This window comes from Tenacibaculum sp. Ill, assembly GCF_051938915.1.
Lineage (GTDB): Bacteria > Bacteroidota > Bacteroidia > Flavobacteriales > Flavobacteriaceae > Polaribacter > Polaribacter larymnensis.
This window is the reverse complement of the sequence record NZ_JBPSCW010000002.1, coordinates 2,285,630-2,309,946: the sequence shown is the minus strand read 5'-3', so window position 1 is coordinate 2,309,946 and position 24,317 is coordinate 2,285,630. Positions and strand designations below refer to the sequence as shown.

Genomic DNA, 24,317 nt, shown 5'->3' with positions numbered 1-24,317 from the left:
TGTTATGCATTTCAATTTTTCTTAATTGGTTAACCATGGTACAAATTTACGATGTTGTTTTGCTCTATTTGTTACATTTAATTCGTAGATTGTGTCATATATTACATATGTAGTAATGAGTGTAGAGAAAAACAGTAAAAATGAAGAAGCATAAAGTCTTATTGTTTGAAGGATCAGGAGGAATTCAGTTTACTGAGAATTTTTTAGAAACCTACCATACGCATATCTATTGTCATAGTGGTGAAATCTCTTTTACATTTAAAGGGAGACAGCTTAAAGCATCAGCAGGTGAATTTGTATTTTGGTATGCCCATAGTGTAGTATCTCATATATCATTTACAAAGAACTTCACGGCAACTGTTCTTTTGGTAGATGAAGAGTTTTTAAATAGTAATTTGCCTGATATCAGCTGGAGTATAGATGTGCTTATTCATACACGCGACCATCCAGTATTGCACTTTAACGAGCAAAAAAACAAACAGAAAGTTTTGAGTAATTTTCAGTTGCTGTATGATAAGCTTCAGGAAAAGGACCATACCTTTTATACTGAGCTAACCAAAACACAAATGCACCTTTTTACGCTGGAAATGTGGCATGTATTTGCTGCGGAATTTGACCGAAATAAACGAACACCGCAAAGCGGAAGCATCTATGACCGTTTTATTCATTTGGTACAGGATTATTGCATGACCGAGCGTGAGGTTAAGTTCTATGCGGATAAGTTATTTATCACTCCCAAACATTTAAATTTTGTTTGTAAACAGAATACAGGTATTACTGCTTCTGAGTGGATACAACGTTTTGTAAAAGAACGATTGATTGTTCTTTTAGAGAATCAAAACCTAAGTATTGCTGAGTTAGCAGATATGATGGAATTCTCAAGTAGATCATTCTTTACTAGGTATGTTAAAAAATTACTTGGACTAACACCTTCGGAATACAGAAGTAGGTTGGAGTAGGAAGCTAGCAATTAATTATACACGTTGTTGAACTGCTTTTTTATTCAATTTAGTTTTATTGATTCGTTTTACAATAAAGAAACCAATTATAGTTAAAGGAATTCCAATTCGGAAATGCTTTCCGCTTTTATTTGTTTTATTCCATACAATAAAACTGAAAATTAGATATCCTAGAATTGCCGAGTTAAGATAGGTGGTTTCCATTGACGTATTCAACGTAATATCAATTATAGCAAAAGTTAAATAACACCATCAGTTTAGTGTGTGTTTAGTTACCTATTAGAGCAACTAATTTAGTAAATGAAGATCGAATAGAAAATATGCGAGTATTTTCTTAATTGGGGGTGGATTAACAATAGATTTTATACGGTATTAATACTTTTTAATTAATTATTGAGTAAAATCAATACCATAATAAATAGCTTCATAAATTATTATTGCAAGAACCCAATTATATTCATTTTCAGAAGGTTCTTTATAAAGCTTCATTAAGTTTGAATATTTAACGTCTTTTTCCCAAATAGTATCTTTTTTAATAGAACTTTCTGAATGATATTCATGAAAAGGATTTCTAACAAATGTTCTTCTATCAGAGTTTTTAACTACATAAGCAATTTTTTTATCATTGATTTGTATAGTATAAAAATCTGAAGTACTTCGATTTCGATTAAAAAAACCAATATTTTGGTTTGTATGATCTATTAAATTAGTATTGTTAAGAATTTTACCTAAATATAAACCATTAAACTCAATTAAAATCTCATTTCCTGATTGATTATAATAAATTTCGGAATCACTTGTTACAGCAAGTATTCTTGAAGTTAAATTCAAAGCACCTCTGTCTATTCTCCTAAATGAAACAATACGTTCATTTTCTAAAGTTTTAATATACCCATTAAATTTTCTTGTAAAACCTTTACTAAAATTGTAATCCAAATTATTTGAAATGTTTTCTATATAGTCTGATTGCCATTTAATTAAATGTTTCTTTTTAGAATGAGTTTTAGAATTTAGTTCTTTTTTTTCTTTAGCAAGAATATGAGTTGGTTGTTCTGAACGAGACTTTTTTATAATATATCTTAATAAAAATACAACCCCAATTACAGGGATAGCAATAAATAGAAGAGATAATATTACAAATATTATTTTTAGTGTTTCCATTTGTTAGTTGATTTTTTTAGAGTAAATATATCCAAAAGTGGCATAAACAATAAGATGAATGATACTAACAAAAGGAGAAGAATCTAGGAAAAAACGTGTATAAATGAATGTTGTAATAAAGTATCCTCCATACATTAATGTCTTATACAATTTTACTCCACTATAAATATCATGATAAATAAATTCTGGAAGTATAATGGGAAGTATCGCCATAGCTATTGGAATGAACAAATATGAGTTGCTAAGTATTGGCCAAGGTATCATTAAGAAAAAGAAATATCCAATTAAAATCCCCATATGTTGTAGACTATTGAATTGTTTTCCAAAAATATTTACTTTATAATCATTATCTATTTTAAGTTTCATAGCTTAATTTTGTTTATTTTAAGATTCTGTCAAGAGAGTTAAATTGTAAAGAGTCTGGTTTCAATATTATTTTCTTGTCAACTTACAATCAATATAATACATAGAAGAGCATTTTTTGTTTGTATGAAGCATATATAGTTTTTTAGCAATTTCACTCTCCCAAATATAAAAAAATAAACACAAGAAAGGATGCGACTTTTATAGGTACAACATCTTATATCTAAGGAGAGTAACTTCAAACAATAAAAAAGCTAAAAACGGGTGCGTGTGTAGAAAAATGTTTGTCAGCATAGCATGCCGTATTCTTTTAAAGGTATTGTACATCAGTTAGTTATTTGTTTTTTCTTTTATACATGTAATACGTGTATTCGTGATTGACTATCAGTCGTTTACTACCTTTTTTGTAAACCGTGCTTATTAATTTCTCAACTTTATAACAGTAAATGATATGAAATAAAAACAATAAGTGCAGTAGGGGACTTTAAAAAGCTGCATTCGTACTCAGGTAAAGCCTATGTTTGTTAGATATATAATGTATTTGATTAGGTTTTTAATCTGCTGTCGAAAATAATTTAGTAAACATTAAATACAATATATTATGAAAAATTCTCAATTCCCCTACGGCATTAACGCTTGGATCTTTTTAAATGAAGATGAACCACCAAAGACAAACTACAAAAGTCCTGACAGCTGTTTTCAATCGCTTATTAAACACAAAGTATACGATAGTGTAACATCACTTGGAATAGCCTTTTTTGAGGTAGTTGCAGCTACCAAAGGTTCAACCATTAAAATGGGAGACTCATCACACCCGGGCGGGCTTACGAATCAAGATTATTTAAACTATGTACTTAAGGATGCTCGACAAGTGAATCCGAATATTAAGTTTTTAGCAACGATGGTCTATTCGGGAGATAACACACTGGCGTCTATTTTTTCTCCTGGTGGAAACGAACAAGAAGAAGCAACTAATTTTGCTAATAATCTGGTAGCTTATTTAAAAGAGAATGGAATGAATGGATTAGACATTGACTGGGAAGGTAATGTGTCTACACGTATGACTCAATCTCAATTTAAAGTCTTGTTTTCTACAATTCGCTCTGTGTTTGATAAGCAGCCAGTAAAATATTACTTGTCGTTTACTCCTGCATGGCCAACAAATTCGATTGATTATCCAACTGTAAATAACGCATTTGATTTTGTATCACCACAGTTTTATGATGGTACACCGTTATCTAGCTTTATAAATGCAGGAATATCACCAAAGAAAATTGGTTATGGAGCGCAATTTGAGCCAGGGAATGCAGCACCAAACTCTAGTGCTCAACAAGTTTGGAATAGAGTTTCTGAAGGATTTACTAATAAGGGTACTACTTATGATTATCAAGATGTTTTTATGTGGCGTTTTAATTCTGGAAACTTCCAGTTTGAGCAAGCCCAATTTATGATTCTTAATCAGTTAGCAAATCCATTATCAAGTAATACATTTGATGATACCCAGATAGTTGGAGCTGCTGGAAATCCAAACATTACGCAAATGACGATTCGTTCGGGTGATGTACTTGATGCTATCCAGACTGTTAATACTGGAACTGGACCTTATAATACGGGTACAGAGAATAGAAATGTTGGAGTGTTTACTTTGCCACAGCATGGTGGAAATAGTGGAGTAGCTAAAACGATAGATATTCCGTTAAATGATCCAATTGTGGCTGTTTCTGGTTACACTGGTGTATGGTATGGTTGGAAATGTGTGTTACAAATAACTTTAATAGGTAAAAGCGGAGCTTCTTATGGTCCTTTTGGAACTATGAATGGTTCAGCTATGCAAACACCTTTTAAACAGTCTGCTGAGGCAGGACAAAGTTTAGTAGCATTTAAAGGTGCTACTGTAAGCGTTCCGTTGGCTAATGGTAGTCATACAGAAATTATTGCCAGTTTAAATGCTGTTTTTGCTAAGCCTTTTGTAGCTCAGAAATTAAACGAAAAGACGCTTTCTCTTTAAGTTTTAGTATAATAGGAAAGAGTATATTCCTATAAGAGTTAAAGGTATTTGAGTAATATGAGAATAACAAATAGAAATTAATAATTAAAAACAAAAGAGCATCCAAATTTTGGATGCTCTTGCTTTTTCATGCACAGCAATTAGCCCCCCGGCTCTTGAAACTGTACATAGGTTGAGTTGATTATAACACAAAGATAATCAAATTATTGCATTATGTTGAATTTACCTATTTAATATAAAAGATTGAGCTATATTTAAATCTCAACATCTCTTGAATTATTTTATAAGTATCTGCCCATTCACTTAAAAGTGTTAATAGCCAACCTACAAAATAATAATTTGATATAAAAAGGAACTTTTAAATTATCAAATAAATAATTAAAAGTATTATCTACTATTAATACAGTTTACTCTCTAAAAAATAAGTAAATATTGTCTTGATTTATAGGCTTCCAGTTTTTTGCATGGAAACTGTTTTCTTTCCAATAAATTAAAAGATTTATATGGTCTATTTTTACAGAATCCTTCCTTTGAGTTAATAGGTTTAAAGTGTCTTTACTTTGAGTAATTCCATTCATTTTAAAATGACCATCTATTTTAGAAATAAAATCACTAAGCTGTTCTATTCTTTTAATTTCAACCTGTTCACTATTAGCACTAGTAAGCTTAACCCATTTACTTTCTAATTGCTTCTTTGAATTACAACTTAATAAACTTAAAGAGAAGAATGTAATTAGTAATGTGTTTTTTAATCTCATTTTATACCTTTTTATTTTATCACAGCTGTCATTAATTCTTTTTTTATAAACTCTATAGATTCCGCGTAATAATCATTTCCGTCCCAGTCTCCAATTTCTATTTGAGTTTGTTGATTATGTAAACAAATAACAGCTGACATAGGCTCTAATTGTATGCCAAAAGATACTTTTCCATCGTCATATATTGCATAACTATTTTCGGTCTCAGCTTCTCTCCAAGTAGTCTTTTCAATGAGTTTAGTTGCTTTATAAAACTTTAAATTATTGAAAATTTCAGGTTCATGTTCTTTTAGAATCTGATAAATATCTTTTCCAAATAGTACATATCTAGTTTTAGCTTCCTCATAAGTTTCTTCAGTATATTCCTGAGAATCATTTAATAAAAAGTGAGTCATTTTAATAGTCTTGTTTATGGCTTTATAAAAAGGTAAAATCAGGCAACACTCTTTATATATTACTGTAAGTTATTTTGTTGTAATTTACAAGTGAAAATAATATCAAAAGAGGGTACTATCTTTTTTATTTCTCCTTTTATATTTTTTTGATAAAAAGGCTCTGTTTTTAAGTATATTTTTCCTTTTATAGTTTCGTTTATCTTATATTCTATAGGTTTTGTTATTGTTAGTTTAATTTCGTCAGTTAAAAGATTAATGTTGTCAAAGAGGTCTTTTTCTTCTTTTGATTTGGAATAAACTTTCTTAGTAGTTAATAAAGATACTTTTCCTGAAATACTATCTTTATATATTTTTAAAAAGAAACCAACACCTCCTGTGTACCCTTGTCCACCAATAATTTTGATAGTATCATTAGATAAATTACAATTACAAACAGATTTTATGAATTTCATATTTAAGTCCCTTTGAGTTTTAAGAAAAGAAAATAAGTCACTAGACTTATCATTATTAAATTCATTAGCGTTTTTAATATCACGTATATTAAAATTTAATTGTCCAATACTATGATTTCCATATTGTTTTATTTCCACAATACTGTCAATTTCTGTTATAATACTTTTATCAACTAGTATAGGGTTTTCAGTTTTTTTATTACAGCTATTAAGTAAGAGTAGACATAATATTAATTTAAGTATTCTCATTTTCTTAAATTGGTGTTAACTAATTTATATATAGTATAAAACCACAATACAACCTTAAATAGTAAAATAATTAGAGGGCGTAGCAATTTTTACTCATCCAAATATAAAAAAAGGAAGATAAAAAAGTGTAACTTTTTTATCGGGTCGCCACCCCAAGCCTAATCGGGTCGCCACCCCAAGCCTAATCGGGTCGCCACCCCAAGCCTAATCGGGTCGCCACCCCAAGCCTAATCGGGTCGCCACCCCAAGCCTAATCGGGTCGCCACCCCAAGCCTAATCGGGTCGCCACCCCAAGCCTAAGGGGAGTGACACTCCCTCGGTAAGGGGAACGATACTCCCCGCCTAAGGGGAGTGTCATTCACTGTCTAAGGGGAGCAACACCAAACAAGTAAAAAGATAAAAATTGATGCGTGTGTAGAAAAATGTTTGTTAGGTGCTGTGTTAAATAAAGAAGGCATTAAAAAACGCTGTTAACATAAGTATTAACAGCATTTTGATGGTGGGTTAAATAGCTTCAATTTCTTGATATATCTTCTTTTTAGAGTTTTCAAAAATAGCCCCTCCAAACTCCTCATTATCTAAAGAAATTATTGAAACATCTTTAATGCCCATAATTCCAAAAACAAACTTTAAATAGGTAGTTTGGAAGTTCATGTGCTCGTTTTTTTCATTTTCACCATAGCCAGTATCACCTCGGCTAGATAGAATAAACATTTTTTTGTTTTTCAGTAAGCCAACATAATCACCATCGGGTGTTCCTGAGCGGAATTTCCATGTTTCATTAATTCTCATAAGCTGATCTATGTAAGCTTTTAATCCGCTAGGTATAGACCAATTGTACATAGGTGTTCCAAGAACATACACATTGTGTTCTTTAAACTCTTTAATTAGCTTATCGCTCAAGTTAACTCCTAATTGATTTTCTGCTGTTCTGTCTTCAGGCTTAATAAACGCACTAGCAATCCATTTTTCATTGATAGGAGGTATTTCTTTTAATCCAACCTCTCGGTATGAAAATGTATCGTTAGGATGCTTTTGTTGCCAATTTTTTACAAAGAGTTGAGTTAATTGCCTACTGTGCGATTTTTCGTTTCTTACACTTGCGTTGATAATAAGTACTTTGTTCATATCTTAATATTGTTTACATGATATGGCAAAGTTCGTTGTATAAGAAATGAAAAAAATTGACCTAGTTTAAGATGGTTTGTGTTTTTTACGAATTCTGCTTAAAAACTCAGGAGTTACACCTAAGTACGAAGCAATTAAGTATTGAGGAACTTTGTCTGTTATTTTGGGGTAGTCTTTTATAAAATCAAGATACCGTTGTTCAGCATCATACACATTGTTGTGAATTATTCTTCTTTGCAAGCTACCAAGATAGTTTTCGAGTATAATTCTAAAAAAACGCTCCAATTTAGGTATTTGTTTAAGCATTTCTTGAAAAGAGTCATAGCGTATCTGTAATAAGTTGGTTTCTTCTATTGCTTGGATATTATAAATAGAAGGTTGTTGCTTTTGAAAGCTATCAATATCTGTAGCCCACCAATTTTCTATAGCAAAATATAAAACTTCTTCTGTTCCTGTAGCAGCGTTTATATAAAAGGCTTTAAGAGTTCCATTAATTACAAAATTATCGGTTCTACACACATCACCATTTCTTAAAAGGTATTCTCCTTTTTCAAGAGTCTTTTCAGTCCAAAAGCTTTTAATGATATTCTTTTCTTCTGAAGTTAACTTGATGTATTTTGAAATTGATGTAATTAAGGTTTCTTTCATTTAAATGGTTTCAAAAAAGTGAATTACTCCTTTTTTAATTTGGCTAGGGTATAGGTTCGTTCTACAAAATCACCTGTTTTACTTGTAACTCGTTCAGTTTTATGGATAAGCTCGTCAATTTTTAAGTGAGAAACACTAACAAGTGTTTCCATTTCTTTTGTGCCAAAAAGCTGAAACGTATCTCCCACAAAAGGTAAGGTTTTCATAAACTCTTTGTTGGCATAGGTTAAAATACAAATACCATTGGGTTTTAAAACGCGTTCAATTTCTGTTATTAGTTTTTGAGGATTAGACCAAAAATAAACTGTATTTACACTCATAACACGATTAAAAGAATTGTTTTTAAACGGAATTGTTTCTCCGTCGTATAAAGAAAACTCTGCTTGTGTAGTTGTATTAATAGCTTTAGCTTCTTCGTGCATTGTTTTAGAAATTTCTAACCCAAAGTAATTTATATTGTTAGCTACAGTTAATAGCTTTTGTAAATGTCCGCAATTACCATGACCTAGTTCTAATACAGAATCATTGTCTTTCAACTCTAAAGAATCAATAGTGCTTAAAGTCATGTTAATATTAGTCTCGTTCATGTTTTTTCCAACTTCAACGCCTAATTTTCCTTCAGGACAACTTAATTGTTTTTCTAATTCCTTAATTTCTTCTTGTGTTAATTGCATAGCTTTTTGGTTGAGATTAATAGTGGGATATTAAAAAACTAAATTATTGAAAATAGAACTTGAAAACAAGATAAACCGGGAGTATAAAAAATAGGTATATAATACATACTTATATCTTTTTATTTGTCGTTTACCCAGTTCAAAAAATCTTTAAAAACAGTGTTCCAATGTTTTTCATATTTTCCATTTTCTAGTTCTTTTCCAAATCCATGGTCTAAACCTGAATAAGCCTTAAATGTTAAATTGTTTTTCTGTTTCCTAATAAACTCTATTGGAATTAGGTAAGCGGATTCAGGAGCTACAGCCTGGTCTTTTGTTCCAATAGCTACAAATAGAGGCTTTGAAATTTTTAATAAATTGTCAATTGGTGGCTCAGAAAAAGAACTCCATCTTTTATAACTATTGTTTTTACCTGCCCAATATTTATCGGTAGCATTAGGGTTTGCCATTATTTTTTTAAAATCTTTTAATATTGAATTAATCTCTCTTTGTGCTTCTTTTTCACTAATTAAACCTTTAGTTAATTTATTTCTAGTAAATGTAATAAAGTCAATAAACTGTGTGTTTCCTCCACCAGACAAATACCCAAAATGAGTTATGCTGTTATTTACAGTTCCTAATTTGGCAACAACATCGCTTCCTTCAGAATGTCCGAGAGCAATAACTTTTTTGAATTTATTTGGGTACTTTTTAGTTATACTGTTAATTACTTGGTTAGCTTGATGAGTTCGATACGCTAATGTTTGGTTTTCATAATATGATTTAGGAACAGGAAACTCTTCATCCATTTTTGTTAAGAAAGGAAAGCCCTTTTTAGATATTACAACAAATAGATAATTATCAGGCAAAAGGTTAAAATCAAGAGGCAATGTAGTTCCAACATACGTTTTTCCGTTTTCTTTCATTGTTTGATATAGAGACATTGCTTTGGAACCTTGAATGTATAAGAGAAGAACATTGGTAGATTCAATATCTTTTTTAGCATATATATGATAGTTAATGGTGTCTTTACTTGTTACTACAGAATAGTGTTTAAAAGTCTTTAAGTCTTTTGTTCTTTGGCTAAAGGATGTTGAACAAATACATAACGATAATAATAGAGCAAGTAGTTTCATATAAATCTTTTTAATTTTACATTAAAGACTGAAAAGAAAAAGACATGTTGCAAAATTTATATTTAAAAGTGTATTTAACTGGCATTCAGCTGTATAATTTCGTAACTTAGTGTTGTTTTAATATAAAAACTAAATAGTTATGCATTATCACGACGGACATTTTTGGGGTATGCACTTTGTATGGTGGATTGTTTGGATAGTAATAGGAGTATTCTTTTTCTTGTTTTACAGTTCTTTATTCCAAGTAACAAAAAAAGAATCTCCGTTAGAAGTCCTTAAAAGACGTTTTGCAAAAGGTGAAATTACCAAAGAAGAATATGAAGAAGCTAAAAAAGTACTAGATTCTTAAGTGTAATAAAAAAGAAACCCTTTGTAAAAATTACAAAGGGAATATTATTCTACAGGTTTATCCTGAGGTTATTTGCTCTAATATTCTATTTTATCTTCTTTTTCAGACCATTTCTGGAAAGGTTCTAGCGCAATATCACGTCCTATTTGCTCAAACGGAATACTTCTCTTTTCGTATGGTAACGGAATTTCTTTGTATATAAACTCATCATCAAAACCAATGTTGGCAGCGTCTTGCTGATTACTTCCGTAAAAAACTTTATCAGGACGCGCCCAGTAAATAGCTCCTAAACACATAGGGCAAGGTTCGCAAGAAGTGTATACAATACAACCATCTAACTGAAAAGAACCAATATTTTTACAAGCATCACGAATAGCAGTTACTTCTGCGTGAGCTGTTGGGTCGTTAGTAGAGGTAACTTTGTTGTTACCACGCCCAATAACTTCTCCATCTTTTACTACAATACAACCAAAAGGACCTCCTTCGTTATTTTGCATTCCTTTTAAAGCTGCTTTTACAGCTTCACTCATATATTCTTCGTGTGTATTCATTGTTTAGTTTTTAATAAAAAAGGGTTACAAAACTAAGCCTTTTCTTTGATTCAATTTACGAAATAAAACACTTTTTAAAGTAAGAACATAAAGGGTATATACACTTGGCATCAAAAAACAGCTTTTTATAACTATAATTTAAGAGTTTATGCCATCTTTTTTAACAAGCTACTAAAATATTCGCTAATTTGTAACTATTATCAAAAACTAATCAATCATGAAATTAACAACCAAACTTATTTTAAATGCAATGCTTGTAATGGGTGTTGTATTTTTTAATTCTTGTAAAAAGAAGAAAAAAGAAAACAATGCTGTAGAGCCAGTAGAAGAAGTAGCTTACAATAAAACAGCAACTCAAAGTTTATGTGAAAGTGATTGGTTCCCTCACACACAAACCCCAGCCCCTTCAGAAGGAAAAGGAAGTCCGTTTGATGTATCGAGCACAACCAATGCAATTTTTCACCAATGGTCTTGGCAAAAGTTTTTATGGCTAACCAAACCAGAATATCAAATAGAAAAACTAGCAGTAAAGCAGGAGGGGAAGGAAGTTCCTTTGTATATAGGAGAAACGTTGCCGCTGTTTTTAAACCCAAAGAAAATGTATCAAGTAACATCTCATATGCAAGATGTAAAACAAAAAGAAGGAGCTGCTTTGGTTTTGGTAGATACTGCTCAAGCAGGATCGGGCGGAACTTTAAAAACAAATCCTGCTTATAACGAAGATGGGGTTTCAGAAACAGTATTCTACTCAATTCACATAAGCCCTACAATGAGAGAAGCATCAAGAAAGTATAGAGATTCTATAGTTAGCGGAACTTTAAGTGGAGATAATCAAGCATCTTTTCCGGTGGGTTCTTTAGAGTTAAAAGTATCATGGACACCAGTAACTGCTATTGCTGAAGAAGAGATAGGTAACTATTATACAACAGTTGCAGCCTTAAGTAGAGACGGAGAAACATATACTAATACTGAAGTAGCTTTATTAGGAATGCACGTTGTAGGTATTGTAGAGAATCACCCAGAGTTTATTTGGGCTACGTTTGAACATGACGATTTAGCACCAAATTATAACTGGAAAGATAATAACGCATCTTCATCTACCAATAAATTATTATTTGCTGAAGGTACTACTACCGGAATTGACGGTATTGTATGGAGTAATGGTAGTGCAAAGTTACCTTACAAAGCATACGATTTATTTAAGTATGGGGTTCCAAGAGATAGTGTTGGAAACTTTATGAACACAAGCCAATCAGAACCTGTAAACTTTAATAATATAGAGAACCTTAATCTTTGTGTAAAAGAGAATTTAACTGATGTATGGAAAAATTACTTCTATAATGGTTCTCTTTGGATTGATACAGATGGATTGACACCTGAAGAGCAAACAGCTACAATAAATAGTTTAGGAGGAAACATAGGAAACGCAACACCAGATAGTACTTCAGTAGCAAGAGGATCTGTAAACTGTGCTAATGTTACTATGGAAACATATACACAAACTTTTAAAAGTAGTTTAAAAGATATTGAAGCAGATAATTTAGCAAACTGTTTTAGCTGTCATAACGCTGTAAACTTTTCAACAAATAATAAATCACCATTGTATATAAGTCATGTATTCAATGCTTACTTATTAAGAGGAAAAGGAAAAACATTTGATGAAGTTGAAGCTCTTAAAGCGAAACAAGAAGTAGAAGACTTTATGAAGAACAGTTTAAAGTAAAGTTTTTAAGATTGACTTTACAAAAAAGCCTCTCCAGTCTATTTTAGTTACTGGGGAGGTTTTATTTTTACTAGTTGTTAGCATGTTTTACTTGAAAGAACAGTCATTCCGAACGGTAGTGAGGAATCTCACTCAAAGGAGTTACTCTTATTCTTTTATTGTAAGTCTTTATTTTTGTTTCTTTTTATCGTCATTACGAGGAAGGTATGACGAAGTAATCTGTCTGTAAAATTATCAGCTAATACTACGCCTTTTCCAAAAAGGAGCTTCTTTCCATCGAGTCTCAGTACTATAAAAGAAGTTTTTATGCTTAAGGTAATGATTCCAAACCTGTTGTATTTGTTGACTATATAATATATTGAATTGTTCCATCTTATCAGGATGTAAATCCTTAATAAAGTCAATATTTATAAGTAATTTTTGTAGTTGCATTGCATTTGCCATGGCGTTAAACATTCCTTGTGAGGAAAGCGGATCAAAACTCATAGCAGCATCACCTAAAGCAAGCCATTGTTTGCCAGCTACCTGATCTAAACGAGTAGAATTGGCACTTACCGTACCATGGAAGTTAATACTTGCTTCGTTACCTTCAACTAAAGGAGCAATAAGTTTATGTTGCTTGGTAAACGCTAAAAAAGCATCTAAATGTTTAAAGGTATTTCTATCTACCAAATCAGCATCTGTTTGAAAAGCAAGGACTCTTTTATTATTAGGAATTATAGCACTATACCACCAACCTAATTCATCAGCAACAATAGTACTCATGGTATTTTCTTGTGTATTGGGTAAGCTCATCCAGCAAGATATTAACTTATCATACGATGTACGTTTAATACCTAAGCTCTTTGTGAAATGAGATTGCCTACCAGTAGCATCAATTACAAAATTTGCATGAATGGTATGTGTAGTTCTGTTTTTTAAATCATCAGACTTTGTTATTACTTTCCAGTAATTATCTTCGTAAGAAGTATTAGAAAGACGTGTTCCCCAAACACAGTCAACACCTCTTTCAATAGCAACCTTTCTTAAATAAATTTCAAACTCTTTTCGATCTAAACTTCTAGAGAACCCATCGGGGTTTCTCATATGATCTACAATCTGAAGTTGATTGCTTCCCCAATAGGATTGCATTCCTAAATTATTACGAAATATGGTCTGTTTTACAGCATCCGATTCGTTTTCTAATAAATTTAGCTCTTTTAAAATTCGTTGTGCTGCAGGAGCTAGCGATTCTCCAATTTTATCAACAGGTTCAAGCTGTTTATCTAGCAAGGTAACATTATAATGATTAACTAAAGAAATGGCGGCAATGCAACCTGCAATGCCACCACCTATAATTAGTATGTCAGTAGTACTATTATATTCTTTCAATTCGTATATTATTTAGGAATATATCTTGAAAAACGAGTCATTTTCTCAGGAATACCAACTTCAACTCTTTTTGGAGCTGCTTCTTGATGCGAATCAGACTGTTTCATGTGGTGTAACTTAGAAGCAATTAAATGTATGGTTTTAATAACATTAGGTGTTGCTTTAAAGTCTTTTTCTAGTTCATCTTCCGTTAAGCTTAACAAACTACGCTGAGCATCTTCCAATACAAATTGCTCGTTTAATAAATTATCGTGTGATAGTTTTTCTACAGCTGTATCTATTGTATTTTGAACTCCTTTTTTTAATGTACGTTTAGCTGTTAAAACACCTTGTAAATCTTGTATCGTAGCTTTTAATAATGCAGCTTCTTGTTCTGGAGTAGGAGTAATACCCACTTGCATTTCTTCAGGGAAATTTGGGTCATGCTGAACTCCCGGACGCTTTTGAACCACCGCTAACTTATCAAAATACTTAATCATACTATTAATTTGATTCGTATAAGTTGGTGCTTCACCATCTAAAGGAAGGTTGTCTAACCAATCGGAACGGAAATTAAAGGCTTGAATCCTTGTTTCTTCTGATAAATTAGAATCCATCGTTTCTTTATAACGCTTTTCGTTTAAGATATTATTTGGTACTCTGGCAGGCCAAAATGTTGGTAAATACGGATCGTACTCACTGGTGTATCCATCTCTACAACTTGCTGTATCGGTTTGCCAAGGAATTGCCATCCAACGCGTAACTCCTCCAGCTACTTGTCCGCCCAAAATAGGCCCTTTTGCCAATGGTAATGTATCATTATTCATCATTGGTCCGTAATACGTGGTATTCACAGGCGGTGTTTTAGGTGCATGTTTAATTCTAAAAGGTGCCATATACATTCCTGACGAGCGCATAGGCCAAGTCATTTCACAACCAGGATGGAAAGCATCTGCTAAACAAAATTCCATGGCAGCTTTGGTTAACATATCAGGTTGTTCAGCAACAGGAAGTTCATCTATCGTTGGTGGTTTAGGTACATGCGGACATCCAGTCATATCTACGTAATCCGCATCAAAATCTCCTTGTACCCATTGGTCTAAAAACTCTAATTGTAAGTCTGATAAAGTAGCGTGCTGACGTACAGATCCTGTAGTAGGAATGCTAATTGCATCGCCATACAACCAAGGCCATAGTTGAGGTGCTTCTGCTCCCGATACATCAAAACGACGGAAGTTGTTAGAAATCGTTCTTCTCATTTCCATATAGGCAGGTGATGGATTCCCTAATCGTTTAATCCATTCGTTTGTGGTATAATCAAACTGACCTCCAAAACCAAAAGCTCCTGCAAAACCTGCATTTACCCATTGTAAATCGGTCATACGTTGGAAAATTGGTAATATATCTTTGGTAAACGATGGTCTAGTAGGTCGTACTAACATTTTAGACTTTACAGCTACATCACGCATTAAATCCCACATAGTACGTACCGATTTTTGCATTGGTGCATAGTCAGGTGGAGCACAAATAACCCAAGCAGGGTCTACTTTTAATTTTACACCTTCATATTCAACTTCCGCAGTAACAGGTCCGTCTGAAATATCATCGTGCCAACCTTCGTTATTTGCAAACGTAATAGCGATATCACCATTGATGTTTTCCGATTTTCCATGTCCGCCTAACATCACTAAACGTCCTTTTTCATCCGTACGCATCTCACCTAAGTACACTTTTTTAGATAGAAATTCTCCTTCAAAGAAAGGACCTTCGGTAACATTGGTTCCAGTAATAGACTTTGCTCCGCCGTCAATTAATAAAGAGTTACGGTCTTTTACATCAATATTACGTAACATAGAAGGTGGCATATCGGCCGCTTCAGGAATATCTAAGGCAATGTTAAACTGATACCAAGACGATTTTTGATTGGCTAAATGGCTATGCCATGTAATTTTGGCATTTTCAGCAGTTAATTCTTTTACAGCTTTTCCTGCAGCATTGAATCCGTAGATTCTAAACTGTGCTGCTTGTCTTTTTAAGGCACCTGTTTTATCTCTATATGCATACGGATCGGTTTGTGGTTCAGGGTTGTCAACCAACGGACCGATAAAGTATTCATTTTCACTATTTCCAACACGCATGACACCAATAGGAGGATAGATACCTGCTTTTACAATACAGTCGCTATTTTCATCGGTGTTACCTTCAAACTGTGGATTGATTTCTTTGGGTTCTTGTAATTGCTGCCCGTTTGCTTGATGACGTGCTTCGGCACTTGCAGCATATACTACTTTTCTTGCTTGTGCAATAGATCCTAATGGTTCGTGTTGAGGTAAAGTTCTCCAAATATTAAAAGCTAAGTTGCTTCCAAATTCAGCTTGACCAATACTTGATACATCTTGTTGAGGTAAATGCAATTTAGCAATACATATATACGGACTCTCTTCTGTGCTCCATACTACCTGTGCATCATCTAAAGGCATGGTAGCATCGTTGGTACGCAATTGTATTTCGAAGCGGAAGGTAGCTTCTTTGGTTAACAAACGTTGTTGCAAATCAATACCTAAGTAATTGTTATCGTTAAAAGGAGTTCCTTTATAGGTGTTTTCAGGAACCAAACGATATTTTACAATTTGAGAATCGCCTAATTTGAAAGGAAGAATTGCCCAGTAGCTAGCACTTAATACACTAGCTTCTTCTTTGGTCATTGCCTTTAAAATACTCGCTAATTCGGGATGTTTTGCTATGTACGAATCGTAATCACGATCAATAACACCAGCAGTTGTAAAACTACACATTTGTTGTGCGTCTCGTGCAAAAAAACGATCGATGTTTTGAAAGATAAAATCGGCATTGGTACCGTCTCCTAATAATTTAGGACCTTCAACACCAAAAAGCTTTAAGCCGACACCTAGGGTAGAATGTAAATCGGGAGAAGTTGGTCCGGTATCACTTGAAAAACGAACAGCACATTCGTAAGCGTCACCAGCAAAAATTCCGATTTTGAATTTTTCTTCGATGTCTTTGTTTACTACAAAACGACCGTATGCGATACCGTGTTGCTTTCTAAATACTGCTCTTTCGGCAGGTTGTTGTCCATTTTCAATGCGTGTTTTTTGTCCCATTTCCACAAACATTTCTTTTAAACGTTGTGTAACTTGGGTAATGTCTCCATCGCAGTTCCAGCATGATGAAGATTTGTCTTGTGAGGGGTTTGTCATTTTTTTGGTTAGTTTAAGTTTGACATTATATACCTTTAAAAATAAGGAATATAAGTTAGAGTTGTTTTTAAGAAATTCTTAAGCGTTTAGTTTTTGGGTATTAATTGTTTGCATTTAGATTTGAGAGGGATATTTATAAAGCTCTTTATTGTTAGATAGAATAGTTATTGAGGGCTTTATGTAACTATAGATTAGAAGTTTTTCTATAGAATTAACGCATATCCTTTTGTAGAGTTATTAGTTATCCGTAACTTCATGCTTTGAAAAAGCAAAAGTAATTCTTACTACATTCCTTTTATTTTTTTGATTGAACAGAGAATACACTATGTATATGCGTAATGGTGTATTACCATAAATTATGGTGTTTTATAACATGAATAATAATTGTAAAAAGAAACTATTAAAAACCTAAATAAATAATTATGACAAAGACAGAAATGAATAAAAAAGGAGTAATAGGTATAACCAAACAAGCAAGTTTAATAGATAAGAACATTGGTTTGTATAAAGAGCATTTTATAAATGAAGATTTTGGGTATACTGTAAGATTATCTAACGGAGCTATTGAAGTACCAAGAAAAATAGCTGAAGATTATGAGGTACAAAAAGGAATTGTTACTCCTGAAAGAATAAAAAAAATAGCAGAAACATATAGACATAAAGAGATATAATTTATTTTAAAGTTCGTTAAACAAAAAACCACAACATTTAGTTGTGGTTTTTTATGTTTATGTGAAGGAAGTGATTATTTTAAACTTCCTGTCATGTCTTCTGGTTTAACCCATTCGTCATATTGCTCTGGAGTTACATATCCTAAACGTACTGCTTCTTCTTTTAAAGTAGTTCCGTTAGCATGTGCAGTGTTTGCAATCTCAGCAGCTTTGTAATATCCTATTTTAGTATTTAATGCTGTAACTAACATTAATGAGTTGTTTAATAACTCAGTAATTCTTGTTTGGTTTGGTTCAATACCAGCAGCACAGTTTACGTCGAATGACACACAAGCATCTCCAATTAATTGAGCTGATTGTAATACGTTAGCCGCCATCATAGGCTTGAATACGTTTAACTCGTAGTGTCCTTGTGTTCCACCAACAGTTACTGCAACATCGTTACCCATAACTTGTGCACATACCATTGTAATAGCTTCTGCTTGTGTAGGGTTTACTTTTCCAGGCATGATAGAAGATCCTGGTTCGTTTGCAGGAATGATAATTTCTCCAATTCCTGAACGCGGTCCTGAAGCCATTAAACGAATATCGTTGGCAATTTTATTTAGTGAAACCGCTAATTGCTTTAAGGCTCCGTGTGTTTCCACTAACGCATCATGTGCAGCCAAAGCTTCAAACTTATTTTCAGCAGTTACAAATGGTAATTCTGTAAACTCAGCGATATATTTAGCAACTAATACATCGTAACCAGCTGGAGTGTTTAGTCCTGTTCCAACAGCAGTTCCTCCTAAAGCTAATTGAGCTAAGTGTGCTAATGAATTTTTTAAGGCATTTAATCCGAAGTTTAATTGCGCAACATATCCAGAAAACTCTTGCCCTAAGGTTAGAGGAGTAGCATCCATTAAGTGTGTACGACCAATTTTAACTACATCTTTAAAAGCTTCTGATTTAGCTTGTAACGTGTCTCGTAATTGCTCTACACCAGGAATGGTTACTTCTACAATCTTTTTATAAGCTGCAATATGCATTCCTGTAGGGAACGTATCGTTAGATGATTGTGATTTGTTTACATCATCGTTTGGTTGAATAGTTTTTTCACCTTCACCAATTACATTTCCTGCAATTTCGTGTGCACGGTTAGCAATAACTTCGTTTACATTCATATTCGACTGTGTACCAGAACCTGTTTGCCAGATTACTAAAGGGAATTGGTCGTCGTGCTTTCCAGCTAAAATTTCATCACATACTTGTGCGATTAAATCACGTTTTTCAGTTGCTAACACACCTAATTCTGCATTAGTGAAAGCTGCTGCTTTTTTTAAGTACGCAAATCCGTATACTACTTCTAATGGCATAGAGGCAGCAGGACCAATTTTAAAGTTATTACGAGAACGCTCAGTTTGTGCTCCCCAATATTTATCAGCTGGAACTTCTACTTGTCCCATTGTATCTTTCTCAATTCTATATTTTGTCATTTGGAATGATTTAAAATGCTTAAAATTAATGATGTCCAAAATTACAAATTCTAATAGTTTTTAATAGTGATTTTTATCAGATTTTATTGGAGGAAAAGAAAAATAGTTATAATTTTGTGGCATAACAATTATTAATAAGAAACAAATGTTAGATTTTTCAGAATTCTCAGGATTGGTATTATTCATGTTTATTTTTACAGCTGGATTTTGGCTGTTAATTTTCTTATTAACATTTGTAGTTCCTTACTGGATTGGTGGAACTATCTGGGAAAACATGAAGTTAAAAAGAGAAGCTAAAAAAGCTGCTGAGGAAGGTAAGTAAGCTTTTTATTACAATATATTCTAAAAACTACGCTAATGGGCGTGGTTTTTTTTATGTTCTTATTTTAATATTGGGAACACTTTAACCTGATTTAATTCTTATTGTAAATAAAAAAAGAGAACTTTTAAAGTTCTCTTTTTTATTAAGTTTTATAATGTTTAAGAATTAGAATCCTTCACCGCCTCCATCAAAGTCACCATTACGACCTGAACGTTCACGTTTTTTCTTTTGATTAAATCTATAAGTAAAGCTTAGTGTAATTTGACGCTCTCTCCATTGAAATTCTTGATAAGACATTACTCTAGCTGTATTCGTGTAGCTTTTTCTTTTACGTTCGTTAAATAGATCACTAACGTTTAAAACTAATGAGGCCTTGTCCTTGAATATATCTTTACTGAATGCTAAGTTGGTAACAAAAATACCTTCTCTACTACCTTGTGCATCATCTTGTGGTCCTCGATACATAATACGTGTTTGCCAATCTATTTTCGCAGGTAAAGTAATTCTAGAGTTAAAACGAGCAAACCAACTGCTACTATTTACTTCAGGTAAAGACTCAGTTTCGGTTACTAGATCACCATTGATAGGATTAGTATAAGAATAAGTGTAGTCGAAAGCATCTGTTCTAAACTTAAAATAGTTAAAAGTTGCTGATAAACGTGCCCATTTTGCTGGATTATAGTTTGTTGTTAGTTCAAGTCCGTAACGATCTTCATCATTTAGGTTTAAGAACTGACGTACGAAAACATTTCCTTTATCTCTTGTTTCAATTCTAGAAACAGGTCTGATTAAATCAGTTGAAAATTGATAGTACAAAGAAGAGTTTAAGGTTACTTTACTAACTCTTGTAGTATACCCTAGATCAAAAGAACTTGTATATGTAGGGTTTAAGTCTGGATTTCCTTTAAATACGTAAGTATCTGAACTACGTGTTTCGAATGGGTTTAAAAACCAGTGACGTGGTCTTCGTAATCTACGAGCATACCCTAAAGTTAAGTTATCTGTTTCACTAAATTCATACCCTAAATTAACGGTCGGGAACCATTCAGTATAGTTTTTATCAGAAAATTCACCAGTATTTAATACTGTTAAATCAACATCAGTGTATTCAGCACGTAATCCTAATAGGTATGAAAATTTATCTATTTTACTACCATATTGGGCGTAATAAGCGTAGATATATTGTTTAAAATCTATAGCGTTCGAAGGATCAAAATCAAAAGGTTGTCCATTTTCATCACGAACTCTAAAATCAGAAGTTAAATCTTGTAAATCCGCTTTATGACCTAATTCTAATTGACTTTTCTCTCCTAATGGAAGTACATAGTCTATTTGTAATAATCTGTTTTTAGATTTAGTAACTTGACTATTTTGTTCAGCTAAAATGTTGTTGTTAGTAATATCAGCAAGTTCATCTTCTTCGTTTTCGCTATACTGTAAGTCAATAATTAATTTTTGACCTTTGTCATCAATATTATTGGTATAGTTTAACGAATATTGAGTGTCAATATCGTCTTCAGTTTCAGTTTCTACTCTCTTTAAACTTCTGATAGGGTCGTTAGCAGGGGAAAAAACATCTGTATTGTTTGTGGCAATATCTTTACCGTCATTATTTCTATAAAAAACTGTTCCTGTAAGAGAGCTTTTATCGTTTAAATAATATTCCAAACCAAAAGAACCGTTAAAACTTTTATTTTTTCGGTCATAGTCTCTTTTTTCAATACTTAAACTATCGATAACACCGTCGGTTAAATATGTAAAATCACTAAAGGCATTTCCTGGACCTTTTCTATAAGAGTAACCAAGATTTGAAAAAATATTGAACTTTTTTGTACGGTAGTTTAAATTACTACTAACCCTGTATAAATCAGGATTACCTACAGAAAAGTTTAGAGAACCATTGAAGCCTCTTACTTTTCCTTTTCTAAGAATAATATTTAAAATACCAGCTGTACCTTCAGCGTCGTAACGAGCCGAAGGAGAAGTAATAACTTCAACTTTTTCAATAGCATCAGCAGGTAAGTTACGTAAGGCATCTGTACCACTTAAACCTACTAGAGCAGAAGGCTTTCCGTCTATTAAAATACGTACGTTTTCATTCCCACGCAAGCTTACAGATCCTTCAGCATCTACATTTACTGATGGGACATTATCTAAAACATCAGAGGCGTTACCTCCTTTTACAGTCATGTCTTTTCCAACGTTATAAATCTTTTTATCTAACCGTATTTCAACAGTAGATTTTTCTGCAATAATTTCAACTTCTTCTAATGTCTCTGCATCTTCTGAAAGTAAAATAGTTCCTAAACTTTTATTTTCAGTTAGAGTATGATTTCCTAAACTTTTAGTTTTAAAGCCTATAAATTCAACTTTTATATCATATGTGCCAGATGAAGCATCGATAGAAAAGCTTCCATTAGCGTCAGTAACTCCTCCAATAATTTGTTGTGTGTTAGTGTTTGTTAATACTAAAGTTGCGTACTCTAAAGGTTGTTTAGAGTTTGTTTCTAATACTTTACCAGTTAGGGTAACTTTAGAAGCGATACCTTTTGTAGCACGCTGTGCAACAGCTGTAAAACTAATTAGTAAAATAAGTAGTGTAATTTTCTTCATTATGTTGATTTATAAAGCTTGTTTGACCGCAAATTTCCCCAAAGGTTTAATGGGGTTTAGTTAAAAGAATGTTAAATAAAAAAAGGATGCTTTTAGCACCCTTTTTTTTTATCAAAAGTATATTGAAATTATTTCTTTTTAGCACGTTGTTGTGCAGCTTGTTGTTCTTGAGCTTGTTTCATGGCAGCATCTAAACGCTCACGGAATTTACTCTTCTTAACAGGCTTCTTTTTGTTCTCTTCAATTTTAGCATGAATCTTAGCTTCATCAATAACATAGTTCTTAATAACAAACATAATTATGATGGTTAGTAAGTTTGAGATAAAGTAGTATAAACTTAATCCACTAGCATAGTTGTTAAAGAAGAATAACATCATAATAGGAGAGAAGTAAATCATCCATTTCATCATCTTACTCATATCAGGCATTCCTTCTTGAGTAGGTGCTTGCATGTTAGCTTGTTGGCTTTGGTTCATTTTCATATAGAAGAAAATGGCTACAGACGCTAAAATTGGAAATAAGCTTACGTGGTCTCCATAAAAAGGAATTTTAAATGGTAATTTAAAAATAGTATCATAAGAAGATAAGTCATTTGCCCATAAAAAACTCTTTTGACGGAAGTCAATATTCGTAGGGAAGAATTTGAATAAAGCAAAGAACACAGGCATTTGCATTAATGCAGGTATACAACCAGACATCATACTTACTCCAGCTTTTCGCTGTACTGCCATAATTTCTTGTTGACGCTTCATAGCGTTTTCTTTCCCTGGATATTTTTTGTTGATTTCTTCCATTTCTGGACGAATCACCTTCATTTTAGCACTTGATAAGTATGATTTGTATAATACTGGAGACATGATTATACGTACTACAATTGTCATTAAAATGATGATTAATCCAAAGTTGCCAATAAATCCTTTTAGCATATTAAATACAGGGTAGAATATGGTACGGTTTAAGAAACCAAAAATACCCCAACCTAAATCAGCAATTTCGTCTAAACTAGTTCCTTCGTAAGACTTTAATAAATTATAATTTGTAGGTCCATAAAACCATTGCATGTTATAGTTTAACTCTCCATTTGTTAAAGCTAACGGAGTTTTTAATCCATAGGTTTTAGTGTATACACTATCTTTATCTTCACCTGCAAAGTCAACAGATTTTAAAGTGGCATTACTAAACGGTGTGTCTGATGTTAAAATAGAAGAGAAGAAGTGTTGTTTATAAGCAACCCAATCAATATCACTCACAACATCATCATCATTCATTTGTAAGTAATCTACTTCATCATCGGCTTTGTAATAGTAGTAAGAGTACATGTTTTCGGTTTTCAAACTCTTTTCGTGTCGAAAACCTTTTAAACTCCAATTTAAATTTATTTCTTGTGAACTATTAATAGTATTACTCAACCCTTGTGAACGAACGGCAAAACCTACACGGTAGTCACCTTCTTTCATTTCATAACGATACTCTAAAAACTTAGCTTCAGAAACCTTTAATTTCATAGAAAGTACTTGAGTATCTCCATTTTTGGTTAGAGTAGGAGTAAATAGTAAATCTTTAGTATTTAAAATTCGGTTATCAGTAGTTCCGAAGTTAATATTAAAAGAAGCATTGTTATCCTTTACTAAATAAAGAGGTAATGAATCGTATGTTTTATAGTTTTTAACTAAAGCTTCTATAATCTGTCCACCTTTATTGTCGATAGTTAACTTTACAAGATCATTTTCAAGTGTAGTATTTCCCTCTTGACTTTTAGAAGCCCCGTATGCAAAAGCACCAAACTTATTTTGTAAAGCAATTTGTTGTAATGAATCGTTTACTATTACATTATCAGTTAAACTGTTTTGAGTGTTGGTTGTTGTAGCATCAGTAGTTTGCTCTGTCTGGGTAGTAGCTTCAGGAGTTTCTTCTGGCTTTTGTGTGTTCATCCACCAAAGCATAATTCCTCCTAATAAAAGCATTCCTATAAAGGAATTTAAATCAAATTTTTTTTGTTCCATTGATATATGTTAAAATGTCAACTTGTCATTTAAAGTTTTTCTTAAAAGCTGAAAAACCCGACAAAGGTAGTAAAACCCTATAGTTTTTTAGAGGTTTTACAGTGAATAATTTTGTTAGTATAGGTAGTTCAA

22 protein-coding genes are annotated in these 24,317 nt (G+C 32.5%); 6 read left to right on the top strand and 16 right to left on the bottom strand.

Going from position 1 to position 24,317, the window contains the following annotated elements:
* The first annotated feature begins 140 nt into the window (after positions 1–140).
* Positions 141–959: a helix-turn-helix domain-containing protein gene (locus tag ACTPNM_RS10810; protein ID WP_440121781.1), complete on the top strand. Its 819-nt coding sequence runs from the start codon at positions 141–143 to the stop codon at positions 957–959.
* A gap of 15 nt (positions 960–974) precedes the next feature.
* Here the strand turns inward: ACTPNM_RS10810 and ACTPNM_RS10805 are convergent, their stop codons facing one another.
* The 3 genes from ACTPNM_RS10805 to ACTPNM_RS10795 all read right to left on the bottom strand — a co-directional run bounded on the left by ACTPNM_RS10805 (position 975) and on the right by ACTPNM_RS10795 (position 2,486).
* Positions 975–1,175, bottom strand: coding sequence for a hypothetical protein (locus tag ACTPNM_RS10805; protein WP_440121779.1), 201 nt, complete (start codon positions 1,173–1,175; stop codon positions 975–977).
* Between the two features lie 174 nt (positions 1,176–1,349).
* Entirely contained in the window at positions 1,350–2,120 is a 771-nt protein-coding gene (locus ACTPNM_RS10800; RefSeq protein WP_440121778.1) for a hypothetical protein, read from the bottom strand.
* 3 nt (positions 2,121–2,123) lie between these two features.
* Positions 2,124–2,486 carry a hypothetical protein gene (locus ACTPNM_RS10795; protein ID WP_440121777.1) on the bottom strand — a complete coding sequence of 121 codons (363 nt, stop codon included), beginning with the start codon at positions 2,484–2,486 and terminating at the stop codon, positions 2,124–2,126.
* Between the two features lie 598 nt (positions 2,487–3,084).
* Here ACTPNM_RS10795 and ACTPNM_RS10790 point away from each other — a divergent pair.
* On the top strand, positions 3,085–4,491 hold the full coding sequence (locus tag ACTPNM_RS10790; protein ID WP_440121775.1) for a glycosyl hydrolase family 18 protein: 1,407 nt from the start codon (positions 3,085–3,087) through the stop codon (positions 4,489–4,491).
* Positions 4,492–4,898: 407 nt separating this feature from the next.
* Here ACTPNM_RS10790 and ACTPNM_RS10785 read toward each other — a convergent pair whose 3' ends face one another.
* The 7 genes from ACTPNM_RS10785 to ACTPNM_RS10755 all read right to left on the bottom strand — a co-directional run bounded on the left by ACTPNM_RS10785 (position 4,899) and on the right by ACTPNM_RS10755 (position 9,910).
* Positions 4,899–5,249, bottom strand: a complete 351-nt coding sequence (locus tag ACTPNM_RS10785; protein ID WP_440121774.1) for a hypothetical protein — start codon at positions 5,247–5,249, stop codon at positions 4,899–4,901.
* Between the two features lie 11 nt (positions 5,250–5,260).
* Positions 5,261–5,644 carry a hypothetical protein gene (locus ACTPNM_RS10780; RefSeq protein WP_440121772.1) on the bottom strand — a complete coding sequence of 128 codons (384 nt, stop codon included), beginning with the start codon at positions 5,642–5,644 and terminating at the stop codon, positions 5,261–5,263.
* Positions 5,645–5,703: 59 nt separating this feature from the next.
* Positions 5,704–6,345, bottom strand: a complete 642-nt coding sequence (locus ACTPNM_RS10775) for a hypothetical protein (protein WP_440121771.1) — start codon at positions 6,343–6,345, stop codon at positions 5,704–5,706.
* Between the two features lie 504 nt (positions 6,346–6,849).
* On the bottom strand, positions 6,850–7,473 hold the full coding sequence (locus tag ACTPNM_RS10770; RefSeq protein WP_124588972.1) for an FMN-dependent NADH-azoreductase: 624 nt from the start codon (positions 7,471–7,473) through the stop codon (positions 6,850–6,852).
* A 66-nt stretch (positions 7,474–7,539) separates the two neighbouring features.
* The gene (locus tag ACTPNM_RS10765; protein ID WP_440121770.1) at positions 7,540–8,121 is read right to left on the bottom strand and encodes a Crp/Fnr family transcriptional regulator; all 582 of its coding nucleotides are present in this window, start codon (positions 8,119–8,121) and stop codon (positions 7,540–7,542) included.
* Positions 8,122–8,144: 23 nt separating this feature from the next.
* Positions 8,145–8,795 carry a class I SAM-dependent methyltransferase gene (locus tag ACTPNM_RS10760; protein WP_440121769.1) on the bottom strand — a complete coding sequence of 217 codons (651 nt, stop codon included), beginning with the start codon at positions 8,793–8,795 and terminating at the stop codon, positions 8,145–8,147.
* Positions 8,796–8,914: 119 nt separating this feature from the next.
* Positions 8,915–9,910 carry a dienelactone hydrolase family protein gene (locus tag ACTPNM_RS10755; RefSeq protein WP_440121768.1) on the bottom strand — a complete coding sequence of 332 codons (996 nt, stop codon included), beginning with the start codon at positions 9,908–9,910 and terminating at the stop codon, positions 8,915–8,917.
* 139 nt (positions 9,911–10,049) lie between these two features.
* Between ACTPNM_RS10755 and ACTPNM_RS10750 the strand changes: the two genes are divergently transcribed.
* Positions 10,050–10,259: an SHOCT domain-containing protein gene (locus ACTPNM_RS10750; protein ID WP_120187669.1), complete on the top strand. Its 210-nt coding sequence runs from the start codon at positions 10,050–10,052 to the stop codon at positions 10,257–10,259.
* Positions 10,260–10,336: 77 nt separating this feature from the next.
* Here the strand turns inward: ACTPNM_RS10750 and ACTPNM_RS10745 are convergent, their stop codons facing one another.
* Positions 10,337–10,810 (bottom strand): nucleoside deaminase, encoded by a 474-nt coding sequence (locus ACTPNM_RS10745; protein WP_099214218.1) that lies wholly within the window; start codon positions 10,808–10,810, stop codon positions 10,337–10,339.
* A gap of 217 nt (positions 10,811–11,027) precedes the next feature.
* Between ACTPNM_RS10745 and ACTPNM_RS10740 the strand changes: the two genes are divergently transcribed.
* On the top strand, positions 11,028–12,533 hold the full coding sequence (locus ACTPNM_RS10740) for a hypothetical protein (RefSeq protein ID WP_440121767.1): 1,506 nt from the start codon (positions 11,028–11,030) through the stop codon (positions 12,531–12,533).
* A gap of 234 nt (positions 12,534–12,767) precedes the next feature.
* Here the strand turns inward: ACTPNM_RS10740 and ACTPNM_RS10735 are convergent, their stop codons facing one another.
* Both ACTPNM_RS10735 and ACTPNM_RS10730 read right to left on the bottom strand, forming a co-directional pair.
* Positions 12,768–13,904 (bottom strand): NAD(P)/FAD-dependent oxidoreductase, encoded by a 1,137-nt coding sequence (locus ACTPNM_RS10735; RefSeq protein ID WP_440121766.1) that lies wholly within the window; start codon positions 13,902–13,904, stop codon positions 12,768–12,770.
* A gap of 8 nt (positions 13,905–13,912) precedes the next feature.
* On the bottom strand, positions 13,913–17,101 hold the full coding sequence (locus ACTPNM_RS10730) for a LodA/GoxA family CTQ-dependent oxidase (protein ID WP_440121765.1): 3,189 nt from the start codon (positions 17,099–17,101) through the stop codon (positions 13,913–13,915).
* Between the two features lie 422 nt (positions 17,102–17,523).
* On the opposite strand from ACTPNM_RS10730, the gene ACTPNM_RS10725 reads away from it, so the two are divergent.
* Positions 17,524–17,772 carry a hypothetical protein gene (locus ACTPNM_RS10725; protein ID WP_440121764.1) on the top strand — a complete coding sequence of 83 codons (249 nt, stop codon included), beginning with the start codon at positions 17,524–17,526 and terminating at the stop codon, positions 17,770–17,772.
* A gap of 74 nt (positions 17,773–17,846) precedes the next feature.
* Here the strand turns inward: ACTPNM_RS10725 and fumC are convergent, their stop codons facing one another.
* Positions 17,847–19,247: a class II fumarate hydratase gene (gene fumC, locus ACTPNM_RS10720; RefSeq protein ID WP_440121763.1), complete on the bottom strand. Its 1,401-nt coding sequence runs from the start codon at positions 19,245–19,247 to the stop codon at positions 17,847–17,849.
* 145 nt (positions 19,248–19,392) lie between these two features.
* Here fumC and ACTPNM_RS10715 point away from each other — a divergent pair, with 145 nt between their 5' ends.
* Positions 19,393–19,569, top strand: a complete 177-nt coding sequence (locus ACTPNM_RS10715) for a hypothetical protein (RefSeq protein ID WP_164505156.1) — start codon at positions 19,393–19,395, stop codon at positions 19,567–19,569.
* A 165-nt stretch (positions 19,570–19,734) separates the two neighbouring features.
* Here ACTPNM_RS10715 and ACTPNM_RS10710 read toward each other — a convergent pair whose 3' ends face one another.
* Both ACTPNM_RS10710 and yidC read right to left on the bottom strand, forming a co-directional pair.
* Positions 19,735–22,182 (bottom strand): TonB-dependent receptor domain-containing protein, encoded by a 2,448-nt coding sequence (locus ACTPNM_RS10710; protein ID WP_440121762.1) that lies wholly within the window; start codon positions 22,180–22,182, stop codon positions 19,735–19,737.
* Positions 22,183–22,310: 128 nt separating this feature from the next.
* Positions 22,311–24,185, bottom strand: a complete 1,875-nt coding sequence (yidC, locus tag ACTPNM_RS10705; protein ID WP_440121761.1) for a membrane protein insertase YidC — start codon at positions 24,183–24,185, stop codon at positions 22,311–22,313.
* Positions 24,186–24,317: the final 132 nt, after the last annotated feature.